This is a genomic window from Corynebacterium timonense, assembly GCF_900105305.1.
In the GTDB taxonomy this organism is placed as follows: Bacteria; Actinomycetota; Actinomycetes; order Mycobacteriales; family Mycobacteriaceae; genus Corynebacterium; species Corynebacterium timonense.
Genome location: NZ_LT629765.1, coordinates 708,957 through 727,938 on the forward strand (window position 1 = coordinate 708,957; position 18,982 = coordinate 727,938).

Below are 18,982 nucleotides of genomic sequence, written 5' to 3' on the forward strand. Positions count from 1 at the left end.
GTCGCGACGCCCACCCGGCGAGCACAGCGGGCGCGGACGTGGGGGCATGCTGTATGCTTGCATTCGCATTGGAGGGGAGTACCCCGTAAACGTCCCGTACCGTCAACACGGCGCTTGTTCGAGCGAGCCCCGGGCGGGGCTGCCCTGCGAATGAGGGTGGGGGAGACCTCCGGTCACGCTGCTACCTTTCTTTTCCTGACCGGAGGTTTTCTATGGATGTCCCTGTGTGGATTTGGCTTGTCACGGGCGCAGTCATCCTCGGCTTCTTCGCGTTCGACTTCGCCACCCACGTGCGCCAAGCGCACGAGCCCACGATGAAAGAGGCGGGGCTGTGGACGCTGTTTTACATGGCCATGTCCGGCCTGTGCGGCGCGATGATCTGGTGGCTGTGGGACGCCGAACACGGTGTGCAGTACTACACCGGCTACATCACCGAACTCGCGTTGTCCGTCGACAACCTCTTCGTGTTCGCCCTGATCATGGGCTCGTTCCGTATTCCGCGGAAATACCAGCAGAAGGTGCTGCTGCTAGGCATCATCATCGCTCTTGTGATGCGCCTCGTCTTCATCCTCCTTGGCGCGGCAATCATCGAAGCCTGGTCCGACGTCTTCTACATCTTCGCCGCCTTCCTGCTCTACACCGCGGCGAAGCTGCTGTGGGACGAGGCGACCGACCAGCCCGAGACCGACCCGAACGACATGGCGATTGTCAAGGGTCTGCGCCGCGTGATTCCGGTGACGAAGTCCTACCACGGCGACAAGCTGTTCTCCGTCACGGAGGCCGGCAAGCGCGCCGCGACGCCACTGTTCGTGGCCCTTCTCGCGATCGGCTTCATCGACCTGATGTTTGCCTTCGACTCCATCCCGGCGATCTACGGCATCACCGCCGAGCCCTTTATCGTCTTCACGGCCAACGCCTTCGCGCTGATGGGCCTGCGCCAGATGTTTTTCCTGCTGTCCGGTCTGCTCGACCGCTTGGTGTACCTGCCGTACGGCCTCGGCGTCATCCTTGGCTTCATCGGCGTCAAGCTGCTGCTGCACGCGCTGCACGAGAACAATCTGCCCTTCATCAACGACGGCGAGAACGTTGATGTGCCGGAGATTGGCACGGTGACCTCTCTGCTGGTCATCGTCGGCGTCCTCGTGGTCACTGTGATCGCCTCCGTGATCAAGGTCCGCATCGACATCGCAGCCGGCCGCCGGAAGGAGGGCGGGCCGCGCTGGCACATCGACTACGACGACCACGGCAACCGCCGGAAGGTGGACAGCCACGGCAACCACCTCGAGTGGATCGATGACCCTGCCACCTCCGGGCGCGGCGACCACACGGCCACCGGCTCGCGCGACACCGAGCACCTCGACGTCTCGCGGGGAGGCGCGAAGAAGTAGCTACGCCCTAGGGCGTGTGCGCCACACGGGGTGAGGCCACCCGCCGCGCAGTCGGTGCCGGGTGGCTGGCTGGGTCGCGTGGCAACGGTAGTGTGGTTGTCGTGAGCACTCCGACCCCCGCAGCGACGCCATCAACACCGTCGAACTGGAACCTGCCGAATGTTCTGACGTCGCTACGCATTCTATTTGTCCCCGTCTTCGCCTGGCTTGCCCTCTCTCATCACTGGTGGTGGGCTTTTGGCCTGTTTGTTGTGCTGATGGCAACGGACAAGCTCGACGGCGACATCGCTCGGGCGCGGGGGATCGTGACGGACTTCGGCAAAATTGCCGACCCGATCGCAGACAAGGCCCTGATGATCACGGCTCTTGTCACGCTGAACATCGCCTCCACACTGCCGGTGTGGATCACGGTGGTCATCGTCGTGCGCGAGCTGGGCATCACCCTGTGGCGAATGTGGATGCTGCGCCGCGGCCATGTCGTGCCCGCGTCCAAGGGCGGCAAGCTCAAGACGGCGCTGCAGGCCCTCGGCGTCGCTCTCTACCTGTGCCCGCTGCCGGGGTGGATGGACGTGCCCACCTTCATCGTGATGTTGCTCGCGGTCGTTGTTACCGTCGTCACCGGAATCCAGTACCTCCTCGACGCAAGGAAAGCCAATGCGTGACCTCGCCGCTTCGCTTATCGACGCCCTCCGCCAGCGCAACCAGACACTCTGCTTTTGTGAGTCCCTCACGGCTGGTCTGGCCGCAGCGACGCTTGCCGACGTCCCCGGCGCCTCCGACGTCTTGCGCGGAGGGTTAATTACCTACGCGACGGATCTGAAGCAGACCCTCGCGCACGTGCCCGAGGAGGTCCTTGCGCAGCACGGCCCGGTCTCTCCCGTCACGGCCCGCGAGATGGCCCGCGGGGCGAAGCGCGTGTGCGGCGCAGATTGGGCTGTCGCGATGACCGGCGTGGCCGGCCCAGACCCGCAGGACGGGCATCAGGTCGGGGAGGTGTGGGTCGGCCTTGCAGGCCCGCACTGGACGGCGTCTTCTGCGGCCGCCGAGCTGGTCGAGGCCAGCCGCGGACGCTACGCCCTTGTCCCGGGCGCGCCGGAGCCTCTGCGCGTGCTCGCGGGTGAGCGAGCCGACATCCGCCGCGCGGCAGTGGAGGCGGCCCTGCGGGGCGCTTTGACGGCGGTGCGGGAACAAAAGGTCGATCTCGGGAGTTGAATGACGTGATGGCAACGACAACTCTTCTCCTCGACACCCCGACGCAGCAGCTCGCGCAGTCCGCCGCTCCCGAACGCGCTCCGCTTCGTGAATCCTCTCCCCAGCGGGAGCCCCTTCTGCGCGAAGCCCTCGGGATGTCGCTGCGCGCCTACCGGGCCGACAAAGGCATCTCCTTGCGGCAGCTCGCGGCCGAGGCTATGGTGTCTTCTGGGTACCTGTCCGAACTCGAGCGCGGGCGGAAGGAAGTTTCCTCCGAACTTCTGCAGTCTATTTGCGCCGCGCTGGGGGCCAGCGTCGCCGACGTTGTCTTCGATGCCGCCTCGAACCTGTCCTTGCAATCGCTCAATGACGAGCTGGAGCACGCTGCGCCTGCCGCCGCCGAGGCTTAAGATTAACTAGGATTGTCTGGCGGTTATTGGCCAATACACCACGAAAGGTTGCACACTCGACATGGCGAACCCATTTAGCAAGTTCTGGAACTACCTCATGGCGTTCTTCGATAACAAGATCGAGGAAAACGCCGACCCCAAGGTCCAGATTGAGCAGGCGATCGGAGAGGCGCAGCGCCAGCACCAGGCCCTGTCTCAGCAGGCGGCGGCCGTCATCGGCAATCAGCGCCAGCTGGAGATGCAACTGAACCGCCGCCTGGAAGAGGTGGAGAAGCTCCAGGCGAATACGCGCCAGGCCCTGCAGCTCGCCGACAAGGCCCGCAGCGATGGCGATGCGCAGAAGGCTCAGGAGTACGAGAACGCGGCCGAGGCGTTCGCCGCGCAGCTCGTCACGGCGGAGCAGTCCATCGAGGACACCAAGAGCCTGCACGACCAGGCGCTGCAGCAGGCGGCCCAGGCGAAGCAGGCCGTCGAGCGCAACGCGGCGCACTTGCAGCAGCAGGTCGCCGAGCGCTCCAAGCTTCTGTCGCAGCTCGAGCAAGCCAAGATGCAGGAAAAGGTCTCCGAGACCATGCAGTCGATGAACAGCCTGACCTCGAGCACCCCCAACCTCGACCAGGTGCGCGAGAAGATTGAGCGCCGATACGCGAACGCCCTTGGCCAGGCCGAGCTGGCACAGAACTCCGTGCAGGGGCGCATGGCGGAGGTGGAGCAGGCGGGCATCCAGATGGCCGGCCACGGCCGCCTCGAACAGATCCGCGCGGAGATGGCCGGTGAGCTGAGCTCCGGCGCGAAGCCGGCAATCGAGCAGGGCCAGTCCAGCGACGGGCAGTCGGGCGAAGCCGTGCAGGTATCGGACGACGCGGTTGCACAGCGCATGCGCGAGCTGCGTGGCGAGTAAAAACACAGACCACGAGCACAGGGCGCCCCCGTACAAGGGGCGCCTTTTGTGCACGTTGGGGGTCTAGTCGGCGGCGCCGCGCGCCATGAGCGCCTCGCCGATGTCGCGGGCGCGCTTGATGGAGCGGATGACGACGGGTGTGCCAAACGCGGCCAGAGAGAACCCCGCCCCACGCGCCTTCCGGGCGTCAAGGACCTCGCCGACGGTCGCGAACATCAAGGGGATGAGCCTGATCGTGAGGGCGATGGCGAGGCTGATCGTCTCCACGGGGACTCCCACGCGATCGAGGGGCGCGAGGGTCTTCTCCAGCGCCTCGAGAAGCTCCTCCATCCCGGTCGTGAGAGTGAACAGGTTCGCCGCCGCCAGGGTGGCCACGAGCCCCAAGGTGGTCGTCGCGGCAGAGTGCGCGCCGTTTTGCCACCACAGGTACAGGCCGAGGATGAGGAGCAACGGCAGCACGGGGGCGAATTGCCGGAGCGCGATGCGCCACGGGATCCGGGCGAGGCCGTAGAGGAACATGACCGCCGCGAGCGCCGCGGCGGTGTGCCAGGGCTGGCTCGGGAGGATCGTGACGGCGACGATGAAAACGATGAGCGCGAGGAACTTCGCCGCGGGGCTGGCCCTGTGCAGGAGGGTCGTGCCGGGAACGTAGACGCCGAGCGGTACCTCGCGGATCATGGCGTGGCCTCGTCCATGAGTTCGAGGTAGTGGGAGATTGCGGCGTCGGGCGCTCCGTCGAAGGCGAGTGAGCCCGAGTCGAGGCACAAAACGCGGTCGAAACCGCGCAGCATCTCGAGGTCGTGGGTGACCACGATCACCTGCTGGTCGAGCGAGGCCAGCTCGCGGATGATGCGGCGGCGGTTGCGCAGGTCGAGGAGTGTCGTCGGTTCGTCGGCGATGACGGTATCCGGTTCAATCACGAGCACCGCCGCCAGGGCGAGCAGCTGTTTCTCCCCGCCGGAGAGCGTGTGGGGGGAATGCTCGGCGCGGTCGCGCAGGTGAAAGCGGTTAAGCATTGCGTTGACGCGCTTTGACACCTCCGCGCGGGGAAGCTTAAAGCGGCGCAAAGAGAAAGCGATGTCGTCAGCCACCTGGGGCATGACGATCTGGGATTCGGCGTCGGAGAAGACGAACCCCACCCGCCGGCGCACCCGCTTGCCGTCCTGGGCGGGGCTCAAGCCGTCGTAAAGCACTGTGCCCGAAGTGGGCTCGATGAGGCCGTTGATGAGCCGGACAAGGGTAGATTTGCCCGAGCCGTTCGAGCCGATGATGCCGATACGCCGCTCGCTGAGCTCGAGGGTGATGGGGCGGAGGACCTCAACGCCCTCATAGCTCACGCCGGCGCTGTTGAACGTGATCGCAGGCACGCTAACGGGCTTCCGCGCGCAGGAGCTGCGGGAAGGCGGAGTGAACGCCGACGGCAATGGCGACCATGACGATCATCTCGAGGGAGTCGGTGGGGATGAAGATAAGCTGCGCCTGCGCGGCTTCACCGAACCCGAGGCCGGTCTGGACCATGAGGCCGGTTGCTCCCATGACGTACTGGATGAGGAGGCCCACGAACCCGGCGACCGCGAAGAGGGCGGTCGCGACACCCTTCGACGTGCGGGCGCCGCGGGTGGCGATGAACCCCGCGACCGGCACGGCGATGAGGTAGCTGAGGACGTAACCGACCGTCGGGCTGCCGAGGGAGAAAATGGTGGTGCGGCCGCCGGCAAGGACGGGCAGGAACATACCGATGAGCAGGAAGAGGCCGGTGACGTAAAAGCCGCGGCGCGGGCCCAAGATGAGCGCGGCGAGGATGACCGCGGTGTTCTGCAGGAGGATGGGCACGCCAGCAATACCGACGGGGATGGCGACGAAGCCGAGGACGATCACGAGGGCTGTGAAGACGGCCACGTACGCAAGGTCGGCTGTCGCGGAGGAGGCGCGAACGGTGCTGGACGGGGTGTGTTTCGTAGACATGCGGGAAAGATTACCTGAACGCTGTTCAACTGCGATCAACGAGGGAGTGGGGAATGAGTTTTCGCGCAGGCAGCGTATATTGGCGGGCATGCGTTTGACCGAATTCGAGCAACTCGTCGAGGATGAATTCGGCCCCGCGAAAGCGCGCTGGGTCACCGAGTCGCAGGTCCTACCCAAGTACAACGCGACGGCCGCCGAAATCATCGAACGGGGGATCGACCCGCGAGAAGCCTGGATTGAGCTGTGCGAGGCGTTCGATGTCCCAGCGGAGCGCAGGCTTGGGGTGGACCGCCCGGGGTGGTGAATGGACCGCAGCCCGAGCGGTATTCGAACAATTTTGCGTGTCGTGTCGCGTCCGTGTCGGGCAGGGGTATATGTTTGACACCAGTCACTGGCGGGGAACCGTACGGGCGGTGCGATCCGTCTAAGTAAGTAAGCCTGGGCCGCCTGCGATGAAAAGCGCGCCACGAAACCATGCGATAGAGGAGAACTATGGCAACGAAGAAGAAAGCGTCCGCCGCGGGCGGGGACCGCAAGAACGCGCTCGATGCTGCGCTCGCGATGATCGAGAAGGACTTCGGCAAGGGCGCCATCATGCGCCTAGGCGACGACAACCGCCCGCCAATCCAATCGATCTCCTCCGGCAACACCGCCATCGACGTCGCGCTCGGTATCGGCGGATGGCCGCGCGGACGCGTAGTGGAAATCTACGGCCCAGAGTCGTCCGGTAAGACGACCGTGGCCCTGCACGCGATCGCCTCGGCGCAGCGCAACGGAGGCATCGCCGCCTTCATTGACGCCGAGCACGCGCTCGACCCCGATTACGCCCACAAGCTCGGGGTGGACACCGACAACCTGCTCGTGGCGCAGCCGGACACGGGTGAGCAGGCCCTCGAGATCGCCGACATGCTCGTGCGCTCCGGGGCGATTGACATCATCGTCATCGACTCCGTCGCTGCTTTGACCCCGAAGGCCGAGATCGAAGGCGAGATGGGCGATTCGCACGTGGGCCTCCAAGCCCGCCTGATGTCCCAGGCGCTGCGCAAGATGACGGGCGCGCTGTACAACTCGGGAACCACTGCCATCTTCATCAACCAGCTGCGCGAGAAGATCGGCGTCATGTTCGGCTCGCCCGAGACAACCACGGGTGGTAAGGCGCTGAAGTTTTACGCCTCCGTGCGTTGCGACGTCCGCCGGATCCAGACCCTCAAGGACGGCCAGGACTCCATCGGGAACCGCACCCGCATGAAGGTGGTGAAGAACAAGGTCTCGCCCCCATTCAAGGTCGCCGAGTTCGACATCATGTACGGCGAGGGCATCTCGCGCGAGTCCTCGATCATCGACATGGGCGTGGACAACGGCATCGTGAAAAAGTCCGGCTCCTGGATCACCTACGAAGGAGACCAGTTGGGGCAGGGCAAGGAGAAGGCCCGCATCTTCCTCAAGGAAAACCCTGATATTGCGAACGAGATCGAGGACAAGATCTTCCGCAAGCTTCAGGTCGGGGCGTACGCCAGCGCCGGGAAGAACGATGAGCTAAGCGACGACCCGATTGACGTCGTCCCCAACATCGACTTCGACGACGAGGACGACGAGGAACTGGGCCTGAGCGCGGGGAGCGCTGACTAAACGCGGTGGCCCAGCCAGACCCAGACACGCTCGAGAAGCTGCGCGCCGCCGTCGCGGCTTACGAAAACGACGAAGCCTCCGGCACCCTCTTCGACGCCGCGACGGAGGAGGCGCTCGCTCCGGTGCGCAGTCGCGCGCTGCGCCTCCTCGACCAGCGCGCTCGATCCCGAGCGGAGCTGCGGAGCCGGCTTGTGCGCGCCGAGTTTGACGCCGAGGTGGTGGACGCGGTGCTTGACGACTTCGAGCGCACCGGGCTCCTCGACGACGCTGCGTTTGCCCGCGAGTGGGTGCGCCAGCGCGCGGCACGTCGGGGCAAATCCGCCCGCGCGCTGGATATGGAGCTGCGCGAGAAAGGCGTGGCCGAAGCGGTGCGACGGGATGCGCTTTCCCAGATCTCGCCGGCTGACGAGGAAGCGGCTGCCCGCGCCGTCGCGGAGAAGAAGGCGAGGGCCGTGAACACCGCCCCGGTGGATCGCGCGGAGTACGACGCGCAGCTGCGCCGCATTGTTGGCGTGATGGCGCGACGCGGCTACAGCTCGAGCATGAGCCTTTCCCTCGGGCGCGAGGTGTTGGACGCGCGGATCGCGGAGGTGACGGGGCAGGAGTAGCGGCGGGGTTCGTCTGCGCACACGGGTTGTCGCCGTGGGGCGGGAGACAATAAGCATGAGCGCTGCGGCTGGAAGGCTCGTTCACTGGTCCGGGTGACGCCGGCCGCCGCTGGTGATGCCGCAGCCGGGATTGCCCTCGGGTGAGCTCACACCACGGCGATGACGGCACACTCGTTCGCACGTCTGAGCGGCATCACACACGGCTGCCGACGATAAGGGTGGGCGTTTTCGGGTGCGCGATCGCGGAGGACGGGTGGTGTCTGTAGACAGGCGTTGGCGGGGCCCAGGCCGCCGTCGACGTCCCTAGCGCGGCGGGCCTCCCGCGCGGGACTGGAGTGGTCTGGACTGGAAGCGGGCATTGGCCAGGTAGGATGACAGGCTGTTAGAAATGAAAAAAACAGAAGGGAAAGCTGTGTATGGCCATCTCGCTGCCTCATGTGTTCGCTGGGGCGCAGCCGGGGTCGGCGCGCGAGGTCGTCGATAAGCTGAAGGCGGATCTCGTGCGACGCTCGTACGAAGGCGCCGGTGCGCTGGCGGCAATCATGTCGGAGGCGTTCTCTGCCAAGGGGCTCGCCAAGCGGCCCGAGCGCGCCGCGTATGTGTCCGCGGCGGCTGTCAATGTCGTTTCCTCTGCGTGTGGGTGGGAGAAGCCGCGTCGTGCAGCGAAGGCCGTGCTTATGCCGCTGCTTGCGGTGCACGTGCACCGCCGCCGCCATGAGACGTCCCCGCTGACGGCCGGCGCGTTGCTCGTCGGCCTGGCCGGGGGCTGGATCGGGGATGTGGTGCTGATGCCGAAAAAGCCGAACCTGAACCTCGGCGCCATCCCCTTCGCCGTGAACCATGTCGCGTACCAGGTGCTGCTCTGGCGCGCGGGCGCTCGCTTCAACACGCTGCGAAGCGCGCTGCGTTACCCCCTGTGGGCAGGATCGATAGGACTTGTCGGGCTCGTTCAGCCGCGATTCGTGCCCGCTGCCGCGGGCTACGGCCTGTTGGTGGCCACGACCTCGGTGCTGGCCGACGATTCCTCGCTTACCCACGCCTCTCAGCGCGTGACAGTCCACAGCAACGGCCTGCCTAGCGCCGACGCAACGTTCGGGCTAGGCCATGGCGGGAACCTGTTTTTGATCTCGGACGCGTTGCTTGTGCTGCGTACGCTGATCGGCGACGAGGGGCTGCTCGCCCGCGCATTGGATGCCTGCGTGATGGATACCTACACCGTAGCTCAGTTGTTGCTGGTGGAGGGCCTGTTAGCCAGCGACCCGGCCTGACGCTCCGGCTCCTGCCCCGCGGCGCTGATGCCCGGTGCTTGGACCGTCTGCGCTGGGTGCCCAACGGTGCGCCGCGAGCGGGCGCCCCGTGTCGCGCGCCCTGCACGCACGGCCCGTTCCACCCTCGTTGCGAGGGCGGTCAGAGCGTAATTGATCGCGATCATGATCAGGGCGACGACGATGAGGGAGGGAATGTAGTTCTGGTTCGCCGCGGCGGCCTGGGTGCCGGAGCGCACGACCTCGACATAGCCGATTTGGTAGCCCAGAGCCGAGTCCTTCAGTGCGATAACGAGCTGTGCGATGAGGGCCGGAAGCATTGCGGCGACCGATTGGGGTAGCAGGATCTTCCACATTGTCTGCCAGTGGCTAAGCCCCAAAGCCAGCGAGGCCTCGGTTTGGCCGCGGGGCAGGGAACGAATGCCGGCGCGCAGAATCTCGGCGATGACGGAACCGTTGTAGAGAGTCAGCGCCACGACCACAGCCCAGAACGCGAGGCCGCGCGGCGGGACGATGTTGAACACCGCGAAGAACTGGTAGAGGAAGATCATGAGCATGAGCACCGGGATGGCGCGGAAGAACTCGATGATTGCGGCACACAACCAGCGCACCACCCGTGTGTCAGCAAGCCGACCGAGCCCAAAGACCACCCCGTATACGCAGGCGAACAGGATGCTTACGACGGCGGCCTGGAGGGTGCCCGCGAGCCCGGGCAGGATGTAGGTCGTCCACGTCTGCGCCTCGAGGAAGGGAGCCCACTTTTCAGCCGCGAGCTGTCCGTTGGCGGCGAGGCGGCTCAGCACCCACCAGGCCACGAGGGCGAACACGACCACGGTGACCACCGTGTAAATAAGGTTGCGCCGCGTAGCCCTGGGGCCGGGGGCGTCGTAGAGCACTGTTGCGTTCACGGACATTATCGCTTCACCGCCAGTCGTTCAGAAAGCCACCCGAGGAAGAGTCCCATCGGGAGGGTCAGGATGAGAAAGCCCAGCGCGAAGATGCCGAAGATGAGGAAGAGGTGGTTCGCGTGGAATTCGATCGTGGACTTCATCAGCAACGAGGCCTCGGCCACGCCGATGACGGAAGCGATCGTCGTGTTCTTCGTCAGCGCGATGAGCGCGTTGCCCAAGGGCACGATCGCTGCTCGGAGAGCTTGCGGGAAGACAATCTGGGAGAAGATCTGGCCGAAGCTGAGCCCGAGAGAGCGCGCCGCTTCTGCTTGGCCGAAGTGGACGGTGTTGATGCCGCTGCGCAGAGACTCGGCGACGAAACACGAGGTGTAGAGGACGAAGCCGAGCACCGCGAGGCGGAAGTTCTGGTCCGCGATGAACGTGCTGGACTCGCGGCTAGCCAGGTGCAACCCGAGATTTTGGTACAGCCCGAAGGAACAGAAAAGGATCACAAGCGTCAGTGGGGTGTTGCGGACGGTTTCGACGTAGACCGTTGACAGCGCGCGCAAAATTCCCACGGGAGAGACCCGCATCGCGGTGAGGACGGTGCCCACGACCATGGATCCGAGCGCGGCGTAGATGGTCAGGCGGATCGTCGTCCAAAACGCTGGCCAGAGGTTGGGTAAGAGGTCGGCCCAGAGGGCGTCCATCGCGGGTTCTCCTTGTAGTGAGAGAGGAAATGTGCGCGGGGCGCGGGCGCTGGGGCGAGCGCCCAGCCCCCGCGGGGTGTGTTCTAGAGGAAGGACAGGTCACCCGGAGTGTCCTCGGACACGCCGACGCCGCCCTCGATGTTCTTGTCCACGAACTCCTGGAAGGAGCCGTCGGAGTACATGTTCTGAAGAGCCTGGTTGATTGCGTCGACCGCCTCGTTGTCGTCCTTCATCACGCCGATGCCGTAGTGCTCGTTGGTGAAGGGCTGGCCGTCCTGTTCGAGCTCGACGATCTCGAAATCCCCGGGGGACTGGGCTGCGTAGCCGCCAAGGATGGTCGCGTCCGTGGTCAGGGCATCGACGTTGCCGTTGCGCAGGGCTTCCACGCAGGAGGAATAGGTGTCGTACTCCTGCAGCTGAACGCCCGGCAGCGCGTCCTTGACCTTCTGGGCCGGCGTCGAGCCGGTGACGGAGCAGAGGATGCGGCCGTCGAGATCGTCCAGACCCGAGATGTCGGTCTCGTCCGCGCGGACGAGGAGGGCCTGGTGGGTCAGCAGGTAGGGGCCACCAAAGCTGACAGCCTCGGCGCGGGAGGCGTTGATGGAGTAGGTCGCGCCGATCGCGGCGACCTCGCCGTTCTGGATGAGTGTTTCGCGCTGAGCGGATGGGGTCTCGCGCCACGTGATCTCCGGGTGCTCCCAGCCCCTGTCGTCGGCGATGGAATTCACCACGTAGGTCAGCACGTCGACGTCGAGGCCCGTCATTGAGTCGTCGCTTTCGCGCAGGCCGAGACCGGGCTGGTCGTACTTGGTTCCCAGGGTGACCTGCCCGGATTCGATCTGGGCGAGCAGGCCGCCGGACTCGCCGCCGCCGTCGCCGCCGCAGGCGGACAAGGTGGTGGCGGTCAGCGCCGCGGCAGCGGCGGCGGCGGGGGCACGGAAGGTGCGGTTCATGGTCGTCTCCTTTGAGGTGAGAGCCCGCATGGGCTCGGTAGGTTTACTTGGTGGGATTAGTGGGGGAGGATCTTGCCCAGGAAGTCGCGGGCGCGATCCGAGGAGGGGGAGTCGAAGAAGGTTTCCGGGTCGGAGTCTTCGACGAGTTCGCCGTCCGCCATGAAGAGGATCCGGTCGGCGACCTTGCGGGCAAAGCCCATCTCGTGGGTGACCACGAGCATCGTCATGCCGGAACGGGCGAGCTCGGTCATGACGTCGAGGACCTCGCCGACCATTTCTGGGTCGAGGGCGGAGGTGGGCTCGTCGAAAAGCATGACCTTCGGGTTCATCGCCAACGCTCGCGCGATGGCGACACGTTGCTGCTGGCCGCCCGAGAGCTGGGCGGGGTACTTGTCCGCCTGGTTGGCGATGCCGACGCGCTCGAGCAGCTCGCCCGCCCGGGCCGTTGCCTCGCTCTTGCTCATTTTGCGGACTTTGATCGGGCCGAGGGTGATGTTGTCGCGGATGGTCAGGTGGGGAAACAGGTTGAACTGTTGGAACACCATGCCCACGTCGGCGCGCAGCTTCGCCAGCTCTTTGCCCTCTTCGGGGAGGCGCTTGCCGTCGATCTCGATCGTTCCAGTGTCGATGGTTTCGAGCCGGTTGATCGTGCGACACAGGGTGGACTTGCCCGAACCGGAAGGGCCGAGGACGACGACCACCTGGCCACGGGGGATGTCAAGGGAAATGTTTTTCAGCGCGTGGAACTCACCGAAGTACTTGTCCACGCCGTCAATGCGAATCATTGGTTCAGACGCCTGTGTCATAACGGTTACTTCTACACGTGTTTGTGACTCACGTCATGGGTTTTGCGGGATTATTTATAGGCCCCGCTACATGGCCAGGTCAGCTGCTTGACGACGCCAGACAGCACGCCACGGCGACAACCGAGGCGCGTGTGCGCCGCAGTTAGGCGCGCGCCGCACGCAGCGATAGACTGGCCCACCGTGACGCAGCAACTCGCCCCGCAGGAAACCGCAGCCCAACCCCGCACCTACGAGGTGCGCACCTTCGGCTGCCAGATGAACGTCCACGACTCCGAGCGCCTCTCCGGCCTGCTGGAAGAGGCGGGCTACGTCGCCGCCGCGGAGGGCGGGGACCCCGACCTCGTGGTGTTCAACACCTGCGCGGTGCGCGACAACGCCGACCAGCGCCTGTACGGTTCGCTGGGCCAGCTCAAGCACACGAAGGACCGCCACCCGGGCATGCAGATCGCCGTCGGCGGCTGCCTGGCGCAGAAGGACCGCGACAGGGTGGTGGAGAAGGCGCCGTGGGTCGACGCCGTCTTCGGTACCCACAACATCTCGGCGCTTCCCGCCCTGTTGGAGCGCGCCCGCGTCAACGATGAGGCACAGGTGGAGATCGTCGAGTCGCTCGAGGTCTTCCCCTCAGTACTGCCGGCCAAGCGCGAATCCTCCTACGCGGGGTGGGTGTCCATCTCGGTGGGCTGCAACAACACCTGCACGTTCTGCATCGTGCCCTCCCTGCGCGGCAAGGAGCAGGACCGCCGCCCCGGCGACATTCTCGCCGAGGTGAAAGCACTCGTGGACCAGGGCGTCTCGGAGGTCACCCTGCTAGGCCAGAACGTCAACGCGTACGGCGTAAACTTCGTCGACGAGGACCTGGAGCGCGACCGCTCGGCGTTTTCGAAGCTGCTGCGCGCCTGCGGCGACATCGAGGGCCTGGAGCGCGTGCGCTTCACCTCCCCGCACCCGGCGGAGTTCACCTCCGACGTCATCGACGCGATGGCGGAGACCCCGAACGTGTGCCCGCAGCTGCACATGCCGCTGCAGTCCGGTTCTGACAAGGTGCTCAAAGACATGCGCCGGTCCTACCGCTCCAAGAAGTTCCTGGGCATTTTGGAGGAGGTGCGCGAGAAGCTGCCGCACGCGGCGATCACCACCGACATCATCGTGGGCTTCCCTGGCGAGACCGAAGAGGACTTCCAGGCCACCCTCGACGTGGTGGAAAAAGCCCGTTTCACCTCGGCGTTTACTTTCCAGTACTCGCCCCGCCCGGGCACCCCGGCCGCGGAGATGGAGGAGCAGCTGCCGAAGGAGGTCGTGCAGGAGCGCTTCGAGCGTCTGCTCGCCCTGCAGGAGCGCATCAGCGCCGAGGAGAACGCGACGCTGGTGGGCACGGAGCAGGAGCTGCTCGTTCAGGCCGGCGGGGGTCGCAAGAACGACGAGACCAAGCGCATGTCGGGTCGCGCGCGTGACGGCCGCCTGGTGCATTTCCGCGCCGAGGGCGCGATCGATCGCGCGGTGCGGCCGGGCGACGTAGTGACGGTAAGGATTACGGATTCCAAACCGCACTACCTCATCGCGGACGCCGGGGTGCGCGCGCACCGCCGCACGCTCGCCGGCGACAACTCGGAGGCGGGGACGGTACCCACGACCGCGCCGATCGGGGTGGGGTTGGGCCTGCCCGGCATCGGTAAGCCGGCCGCTGCGCCCGCCGCCGATGCGGCCTGCTGCTCCACACGGGGGTAGCTGCGAAAATCTAGGCTCGGAAGGGCTGGTAGGTGGTTCGAATCCCGAGCCGCAGCGCAGCCAACAAAGGAGATGGTCGACATGGCGACGACAGCCGACAACGCGGGGGACCTGGCGACGCAGGAGAAGGATGCCTCGACGCGCCTTGACCTCGGGGCATCGCGCTGGGTCTTGCTGGCCTGCGCCGTGGTCTTTCTTATCGCGCTGTTTTTGCCCTTCGCGGGCGAGGCCAGCGGTTGGCAGTTTCTCGCGGTCACGGACGCCGCGACGCAGGTGCAGGCCACGCTCACGGAGCTGATCTTCGTCTGGCTGGGTGTCCTCGGCGTTGTCGTTCTTACCCCGTTGACGCTGCTCACGCGCCGTTTCGCTATCGCCGCGCCCGGGTGGATGGTGACCACGGTGGCGTTGTTCATCTCGCTGCTGGCGATCTGGCTGCGCCGCACGAGCGCGACCATCGCCGAGGAGTACAGCCACGGCACCGGCATCTACCTCGCCATCGTGGCGGTCGCGGTCGCCGTGTTCGCCTACATCCCAGTGGTCGTGGGCCGCAGCGCCCAGCAGGCCGAGGCCGCCGCCCGTCGCGCAGCGTCCGAGGAGCTCGACGAGGTCGCTGCGGCCCAGCGCGAGGCCGGGGTGTCCACGGGGCGAGAGAACCCGCTGCTTATCGACGACCGCCGGGCGCGCGCCGCCGAACGCCACCGCCGACTGGACGAGTAGCGTCGTCGGCGAGGTCGACCGGCGAAGTTCACGTGGGCGTCGCTTCACGGCAACGTGGGGTCGCTAGCGTCGTTGCGGTGCCGCGCAGGGCACCCTCGCACTCGGAAAGGACCCCTATGACCGCAGATCAACCACGCGACAACAACCGCCGATCCCTGTCGCGCCGCGCCGTGTTGCGCGGCGGCGGGGCGGCGGCAGCGGCCGCCGCCCTGGCGGGTTTCGCTCAGACCGCCTCGGCCCAATCGTCCCTGTCGTCCCAATCGTCGCTGTCGTCGCTGCCCGGGCTGGGCTCCCAGCGTGGGGGAGCAGCCCAGCCCGCCGGCTTCCCACTGTCGTTCAACGCCGACGGCCGGTTCCGAATCGTGCAGTTCAACGACACGCAAGACGATCACCTGACCGATCAGCGGACCATCGCGTTCATGGAAAAGGTGCTTGATCAGGAGACCCCGGATTTCGCGCTGATCAACGGTGACGTGATTACCGGCGGGCCGACGACCCCGGAGCAGGTGTACCAGGCACTCAACAACGTGGTGATGCCCATGGAGACCCGCGGCATCGCGTGGGCGATCACGTTCGGCAACCACGATGAGGACTCCGTGGAGGAGGCGGGAACGGGCGTGTACGAGCGCCACATGGCTGATTTTGTGCGCCAATACCGGCATAACCTCAACCCGCCGGCGGGCGAGCGTCCCTACGGGCACTCGGACGCGCAGCTGCTGATCGCCGGTTCGCGTGAGAAAGACGTCGCAAAGTTCGCGATCTGGCTCCTGGACTCCGGCAACTACCTGCCGGAAGCCGACCCCGTGCAGGGAAACGACGACGTGCCACACTACGACTACATCCGCCCGGCGCAGATCGAGTGGTACCTCGCGGCGTCGCGGGACGCCGAGCAGCGTTTCGGGAGGAAGATCCCGGGATTGATGTACTTCCACATCCCCACCTACGAGCACCGCGACATGTGGTACGGCGGGCCCGCCAACCACGCCGAGATCAACCACATCAAGGCGAGGGACGCTTTCCGGATTGATGGGGTGAAAAACGAGGACGTCTATTACGGCGCGTTCAACTCCGGTATCTACGCGGCCGTGCGCGACCGGGGTGACGTGCTGGGAATCTACTGCGGCCACGACCACATCAACACCTATGCGGGCGACTACTTCGGGGTTGAGCTGGGGTACTGCCCGGGGACGGGGTTCGCCCCGTACGGCCTTGCCGACGGCACCCGGTTGCAGCACACCCTCCGCGGCGCGCGCGTGTTCGACCTGAACGAGGCCTCCGACCGCGTCTATGAGTCGACGCGCCTCGTCTTCGCCAAAGACTTCGGGCTGGACATGCGCCCCGCCAAGATGCCTATCGACGCCCCCGCGGCGCTGCCGGAGTACGTCACGCTACCCCGCGCGTAGGCGTCTCGCCTCGCTGCCTTACTCGAGGCGCTGCCACGCGGTCGTCGAGGACACTTCGCGCGCGCCCAGCGCGCCCGCGAGGGCCTCGGCCGCCGGGTCGTTAGCAGGGTAGGACACGTAGGCCGTGTCCACCGCGGGCCAGCGTTCGCGGGCGGCGGCGAAAGCCGAGCGCAGCATCCGCGCCGCGTGGCCTGTGCGCCGGTGCCCGGGCAGGACGTAGACGAGCCCCAGCTCGCACAGGTGCTCTGAGTCGGAGGAGTAGTGCACGATTTCGGCCATGCCCACGACCTGCCCCTGCGCGTCCCTCGCGAGCGCCGTCACTTGGGCGCCGCCGCGGTCGAGCAGGCGCGCGGCGGCGGAGCCCAGCCGCGCGTCATCCCACGCGACGGTGTCCATGACGAGGCCGCCGCGTGGGTAATCGCGCGACGAGGAGGTGAGTACGTGCTGAAGGCCGTGGCGGTCGGCGGGGGAGACGTCCATGTCGTGGACGACATCGGTCGGGCCCGAGCACGCGGGGACGGCGAGGACCGCTTGGGTTTCTGTGAAGGCGGCGGCGTAACCGCGCTCGGGCAGCGCTGCGGGGGCGGCGCCGGTGACCCACACGTGACGGGTGGGTCGGGACAGGGCGGTCGACAGGGCGTCGACAAGCGAAAGGGCGGAGTGCCACGGCTGGGCCGGGATGGGCTCGCCAGGCAGAGGTGCGATGGAGGCGTCGAGGGTAACGTGCGCTTCGATGATGGAGAGATCTTCGAGCAGCGGCAGCGAGACGAAGACCCAGGCCTCGACATCAAGGGCGTCGTCGGGGCCGACGACGGGGTAGCCGAGCTCGCCGAGCGGGCGCGGGGCGGGGCGCGAACTGAGCGCAAAGAGCATGGACTGCGACTCGGCGGAGCCTTCGAGCCGCTTGGAGACGTGCGGGGCGCTCACCCCGGAGGCGGCGAGCCCCGTGATGTCCTGGATAGCGAGCGTTGCGGAGAAGACGTAGGACGCGATGGCCGCCTCGGCGTCGGGGGTGCCGGGGCGGCCGACGATCAGCGGGTGCAGCACGCTAGCTGTTGACCGCCTTTGCAGCCACGTCCGCGAACTCCTGCCACTGCGCGGCGCTGGCGCGCAGCTCCGCTGCCTTCGCGCTCGCCCCCTGTGCTTCGGCGGCCTCGGCCTGGCGCGTCAGGTCGTCGGCCTTTACCTGGAACTGGTTGACCTTGTCCTGTGCCGCCGGGTCGGAGGCGCGCCACCGAGACTCTTCGGCGTCGGCGACACGCTTTTCCAACGCCCCGATCTTGTCCTCGTACTCGCGTACTTTAGAGCGGGGGACGAAGCCGATCTCGTCCCACTTGTCTTGCAGCTCGCGCAGCTTCGACTTCGCCGCGCCCAGGCCCTTGTCGGGGGTGATCAGGCCGTCGTACTCCGCGATGAGCGCGTCCTTCGCCGCGGCGTTGGCCTCGAACTCGCGGTCGCGCTCGGCGTTGACGGCGTTGCGCGCGGCGAAGAAGTGGTCTTGGGCGGCGCGGAACTGCTCCCACAGCTTGTCGTCCACCTCGCGCGGGGCGCGGCCGGCGGCCTTCCACTCCTTCATCAGGTCGCGGAAGGCGCGGGCGGTGTCGTTCCAGTTGGTGGAATCCTGCAGCGCCTCGGCGCGCGCGACAAGCTCTTCCTTTGTCTTGCGGGCCGCGGCGCGGTTGCGGTCCAGCTCGGCAAAGTGGGAGCCGCGGCGGCGGTTGAAGGCGTCGCGGGCACGGGAGTAGCGCTTCCACAGGACGTCGTCAGTCGCGCGGTCGATGCCACGGATGGTGCGCCATTCGTCAAGGATCGCACGGATGCGGTCGCCCGCCTTCTTCCATTCCGTGGAGTTTTCCGCGAGGTCTTCCGCCTCCGCCGCGAGCTCTTCCTTGCGGGCGATCGCCCGGGCGCGGCGCTGCGCCTTAGCCTCTTTCGCGTGCTCGGCTGCTTCGACAGAATGGTCGATGACCCCGTTCAGGCGCTGCTCGAGCGCGTCGAGGTCCCCGATGACGGCCTGGGTGTCCAGCGAGTCCTTGAGGCCCTGCGCTTGTTCGCGCAACTGGGCGGCGTCCTCCGGGTGCGCCGCCAGACGGGACTCGAGGAGACCGACCTCCGTGGCGAGGTCGTCGAAGCGCTGGGCGTAGTGCGCCACGCCCTCTTCCGGGGTACCCGCTTGCCAGGAGCCGATCTCTCGCTCCACACCGCCGCGGGTGACGTAGACGGTGCCGTCCTCCGCGACGCGCCCGAACGCCGTTGGGTCCGAGGCGGGCGGGGCCGCGGCGGGAACCGGGGACGGGGTGCTGCGCTGCTCATCGACCGAGCCCGGTTTCCCCGGCTTCGCGGCGCGTCGCGCCATCGCCGCCGGGGAGGGCTTCGGGGTGGAACCCGGTTTCGGGGTCTGAGTCATGGTCTGGTTCCTTT

21 protein-coding genes are annotated in these 18,982 nt (G+C 66.6%); 12 read left to right on the forward strand and 9 right to left on the reverse strand.

The features are described from left to right. Positions 1-212 precede the first annotated feature (212 nt). The 5 genes from BLT81_RS03415 to BLT81_RS03435 all read left to right on the forward strand — a co-directional run bounded on the left by BLT81_RS03415 (position 213) and on the right by BLT81_RS03435 (position 3,890). On the forward strand, positions 213-1,388 hold the full coding sequence (locus BLT81_RS03415) for a TerC family protein (RefSeq protein ID WP_040420617.1): 1,176 nt from the start codon (positions 213-215) through the stop codon (positions 1,386-1,388). 101 nt (positions 1,389-1,489) lie between these two features. Next, on the forward strand, positions 1,490-2,050 hold the full coding sequence (gene pgsA, locus BLT81_RS03420) for a CDP-diacylglycerol--glycerol-3-phosphate 3-phosphatidyltransferase (RefSeq protein WP_040420739.1): 561 nt from the start codon (positions 1,490-1,492) through the stop codon (positions 2,048-2,050). Then, positions 2,043-2,600 (forward strand): CinA family protein, encoded by a 558-nt coding sequence (locus tag BLT81_RS03425; protein WP_019192947.1) that lies wholly within the window; start codon positions 2,043-2,045, stop codon positions 2,598-2,600. The genes pgsA and BLT81_RS03425 overlap by 8 nt, the downstream gene beginning before the upstream one ends. An 8-nt stretch (positions 2,601-2,608) precedes the next feature. Continuing rightward, entirely contained in the window at positions 2,609-2,989 is a 381-nt protein-coding gene (locus BLT81_RS03430) for a helix-turn-helix domain-containing protein (RefSeq protein WP_019192946.1), read from the forward strand. A 61-nt stretch (positions 2,990-3,050) separates the two neighbouring features. Further along, positions 3,051-3,890, forward strand: a complete 840-nt coding sequence (locus tag BLT81_RS03435; protein WP_019192945.1) for a PspA/IM30 family protein — start codon at positions 3,051-3,053, stop codon at positions 3,888-3,890. A 63-nt stretch (positions 3,891-3,953) separates the two neighbouring features. On the opposite strand, the gene BLT81_RS03440 is transcribed toward BLT81_RS03435, so the two are convergent. Genes BLT81_RS03440 through BLT81_RS03450 form a run of 3 tightly spaced genes read right to left on the reverse strand, consistent with a single transcriptional unit; the run spans position 3,954 to position 5,855 of the window. After that, positions 3,954-4,568, reverse strand: a complete 615-nt coding sequence (locus tag BLT81_RS03440; RefSeq protein ID WP_019192944.1) for an energy-coupling factor transporter transmembrane component T family protein — start codon at positions 4,566-4,568, stop codon at positions 3,954-3,956. After that, on the reverse strand, positions 4,565-5,257 hold the full coding sequence (locus tag BLT81_RS03445; RefSeq protein WP_019192943.1) for an energy-coupling factor ABC transporter ATP-binding protein: 693 nt from the start codon (positions 5,255-5,257) through the stop codon (positions 4,565-4,567). The genes BLT81_RS03440 and BLT81_RS03445 overlap by 4 nt, the downstream gene beginning before the upstream one ends. Position 5,258: 1 nt before the next feature. After that, positions 5,259-5,855 (reverse strand): biotin transporter BioY, encoded by a 597-nt coding sequence (locus BLT81_RS03450; protein ID WP_019192942.1) that lies wholly within the window; start codon positions 5,853-5,855, stop codon positions 5,259-5,261. Between the two features lie 88 nt (positions 5,856-5,943). Here BLT81_RS03450 and BLT81_RS03455 point away from each other — a divergent pair, with 88 nt between their 5' ends. The 4 genes from BLT81_RS03455 to BLT81_RS03470 all read left to right on the forward strand — a co-directional run bounded on the left by BLT81_RS03455 (position 5,944) and on the right by BLT81_RS03470 (position 9,360). Beyond that, positions 5,944-6,159, forward strand: a complete 216-nt coding sequence (locus tag BLT81_RS03455; RefSeq protein ID WP_040420738.1) for a DUF3046 domain-containing protein — start codon at positions 5,944-5,946, stop codon at positions 6,157-6,159. 188 nt (positions 6,160-6,347) lie between these two features. Next, positions 6,348-7,484 (forward strand): recombinase RecA, encoded by a 1,137-nt coding sequence (recA, locus tag BLT81_RS03460; RefSeq protein WP_019192940.1) that lies wholly within the window; start codon positions 6,348-6,350, stop codon positions 7,482-7,484. A gap of 5 nt (positions 7,485-7,489) precedes the next feature. Beyond that, a complete protein-coding gene (gene recX / locus BLT81_RS03465) occupies positions 7,490-8,092 on the forward strand; it encodes a recombination regulator RecX (protein ID WP_019192939.1) in 603 nt (200 codons plus the stop codon). 416 nt (positions 8,093-8,508) lie between these two features. Next, positions 8,509-9,360 carry a lysoplasmalogenase family protein gene (locus tag BLT81_RS03470; protein ID WP_019192938.1) on the forward strand — a complete coding sequence of 284 codons (852 nt, stop codon included), beginning with the start codon at positions 8,509-8,511 and terminating at the stop codon, positions 9,358-9,360. On the opposite strand, the gene BLT81_RS03475 is transcribed toward BLT81_RS03470, so the two are convergent. The 4 genes from BLT81_RS03475 to gluA form a co-directional block, all read right to left on the reverse strand. After that, a complete protein-coding gene (locus BLT81_RS03475; RefSeq protein ID WP_019192937.1) occupies positions 9,315-10,271 on the reverse strand; it encodes an amino acid ABC transporter permease in 957 nt (318 codons plus the stop codon). The two genes, BLT81_RS03470 and BLT81_RS03475, sit on opposite strands and share 46 nt — an antisense overlap. Further along, complete coding sequence (locus tag BLT81_RS03480; RefSeq protein ID WP_019192936.1) at positions 10,271-10,957, reverse strand: amino acid ABC transporter permease; 687 nt, start codon at positions 10,955-10,957, stop codon at positions 10,271-10,273. The genes BLT81_RS03475 and BLT81_RS03480 overlap by 1 nt, the downstream gene beginning before the upstream one ends. 83 nt (positions 10,958-11,040) lie before the next feature. Then, positions 11,041-11,910, reverse strand: coding sequence for a glutamate ABC transporter substrate-binding protein (locus BLT81_RS03485; protein WP_019192935.1), 870 nt, complete (start codon positions 11,908-11,910; stop codon positions 11,041-11,043). 56 nt (positions 11,911-11,966) lie between these two features. Next, positions 11,967-12,695 (reverse strand): glutamate ABC transporter ATP-binding protein GluA, encoded by a 729-nt coding sequence (gluA, locus tag BLT81_RS03490; protein ID WP_019192934.1) that lies wholly within the window; start codon positions 12,693-12,695, stop codon positions 11,967-11,969. Between the two features lie 201 nt (positions 12,696-12,896). Between gluA and miaB the strand changes: the two genes are divergently transcribed. The 3 genes from miaB (at position 12,897) to BLT81_RS03505 (ending at position 16,561) form a co-directional block, all read left to right on the forward strand. Then, positions 12,897-14,441 carry a tRNA (N6-isopentenyl adenosine(37)-C2)-methylthiotransferase MiaB gene (gene miaB, locus BLT81_RS03495; RefSeq protein WP_019192933.1) on the forward strand — a complete coding sequence of 515 codons (1,545 nt, stop codon included), beginning with the start codon at positions 12,897-12,899 and terminating at the stop codon, positions 14,439-14,441. Between the two features lie 81 nt (positions 14,442-14,522). Then, positions 14,523-15,158 (forward strand): Rv2732c family membrane protein, encoded by a 636-nt coding sequence (locus tag BLT81_RS03500; RefSeq protein ID WP_040420733.1) that lies wholly within the window; start codon positions 14,523-14,525, stop codon positions 15,156-15,158. A 116-nt stretch (positions 15,159-15,274) separates the two neighbouring features. Then, entirely contained in the window at positions 15,275-16,561 is a 1,287-nt protein-coding gene (locus tag BLT81_RS03505; protein ID WP_019192931.1) for a metallophosphoesterase family protein, read from the forward strand. Positions 16,562-16,579: 18 nt separating this feature from the next. Here BLT81_RS03505 and BLT81_RS03510 read toward each other — a convergent pair whose 3' ends face one another. Both BLT81_RS03510 and BLT81_RS03515 read right to left on the reverse strand, forming a co-directional pair. After that, the gene (locus BLT81_RS03510) at positions 16,580-17,608 is read right to left on the reverse strand and encodes a GNAT family N-acetyltransferase (RefSeq protein WP_019192930.1); all 1,029 of its coding nucleotides are present in this window, start codon (positions 17,606-17,608) and stop codon (positions 16,580-16,582) included. 1 nt (position 17,609) lies between these two features. Continuing rightward, positions 17,610-18,968 (reverse strand): DUF349 domain-containing protein, encoded by a 1,359-nt coding sequence (locus BLT81_RS03515; protein WP_019192929.1) that lies wholly within the window; start codon positions 18,966-18,968, stop codon positions 17,610-17,612. Between the last annotated feature and the right edge of the window lie 14 nt (positions 18,969-18,982).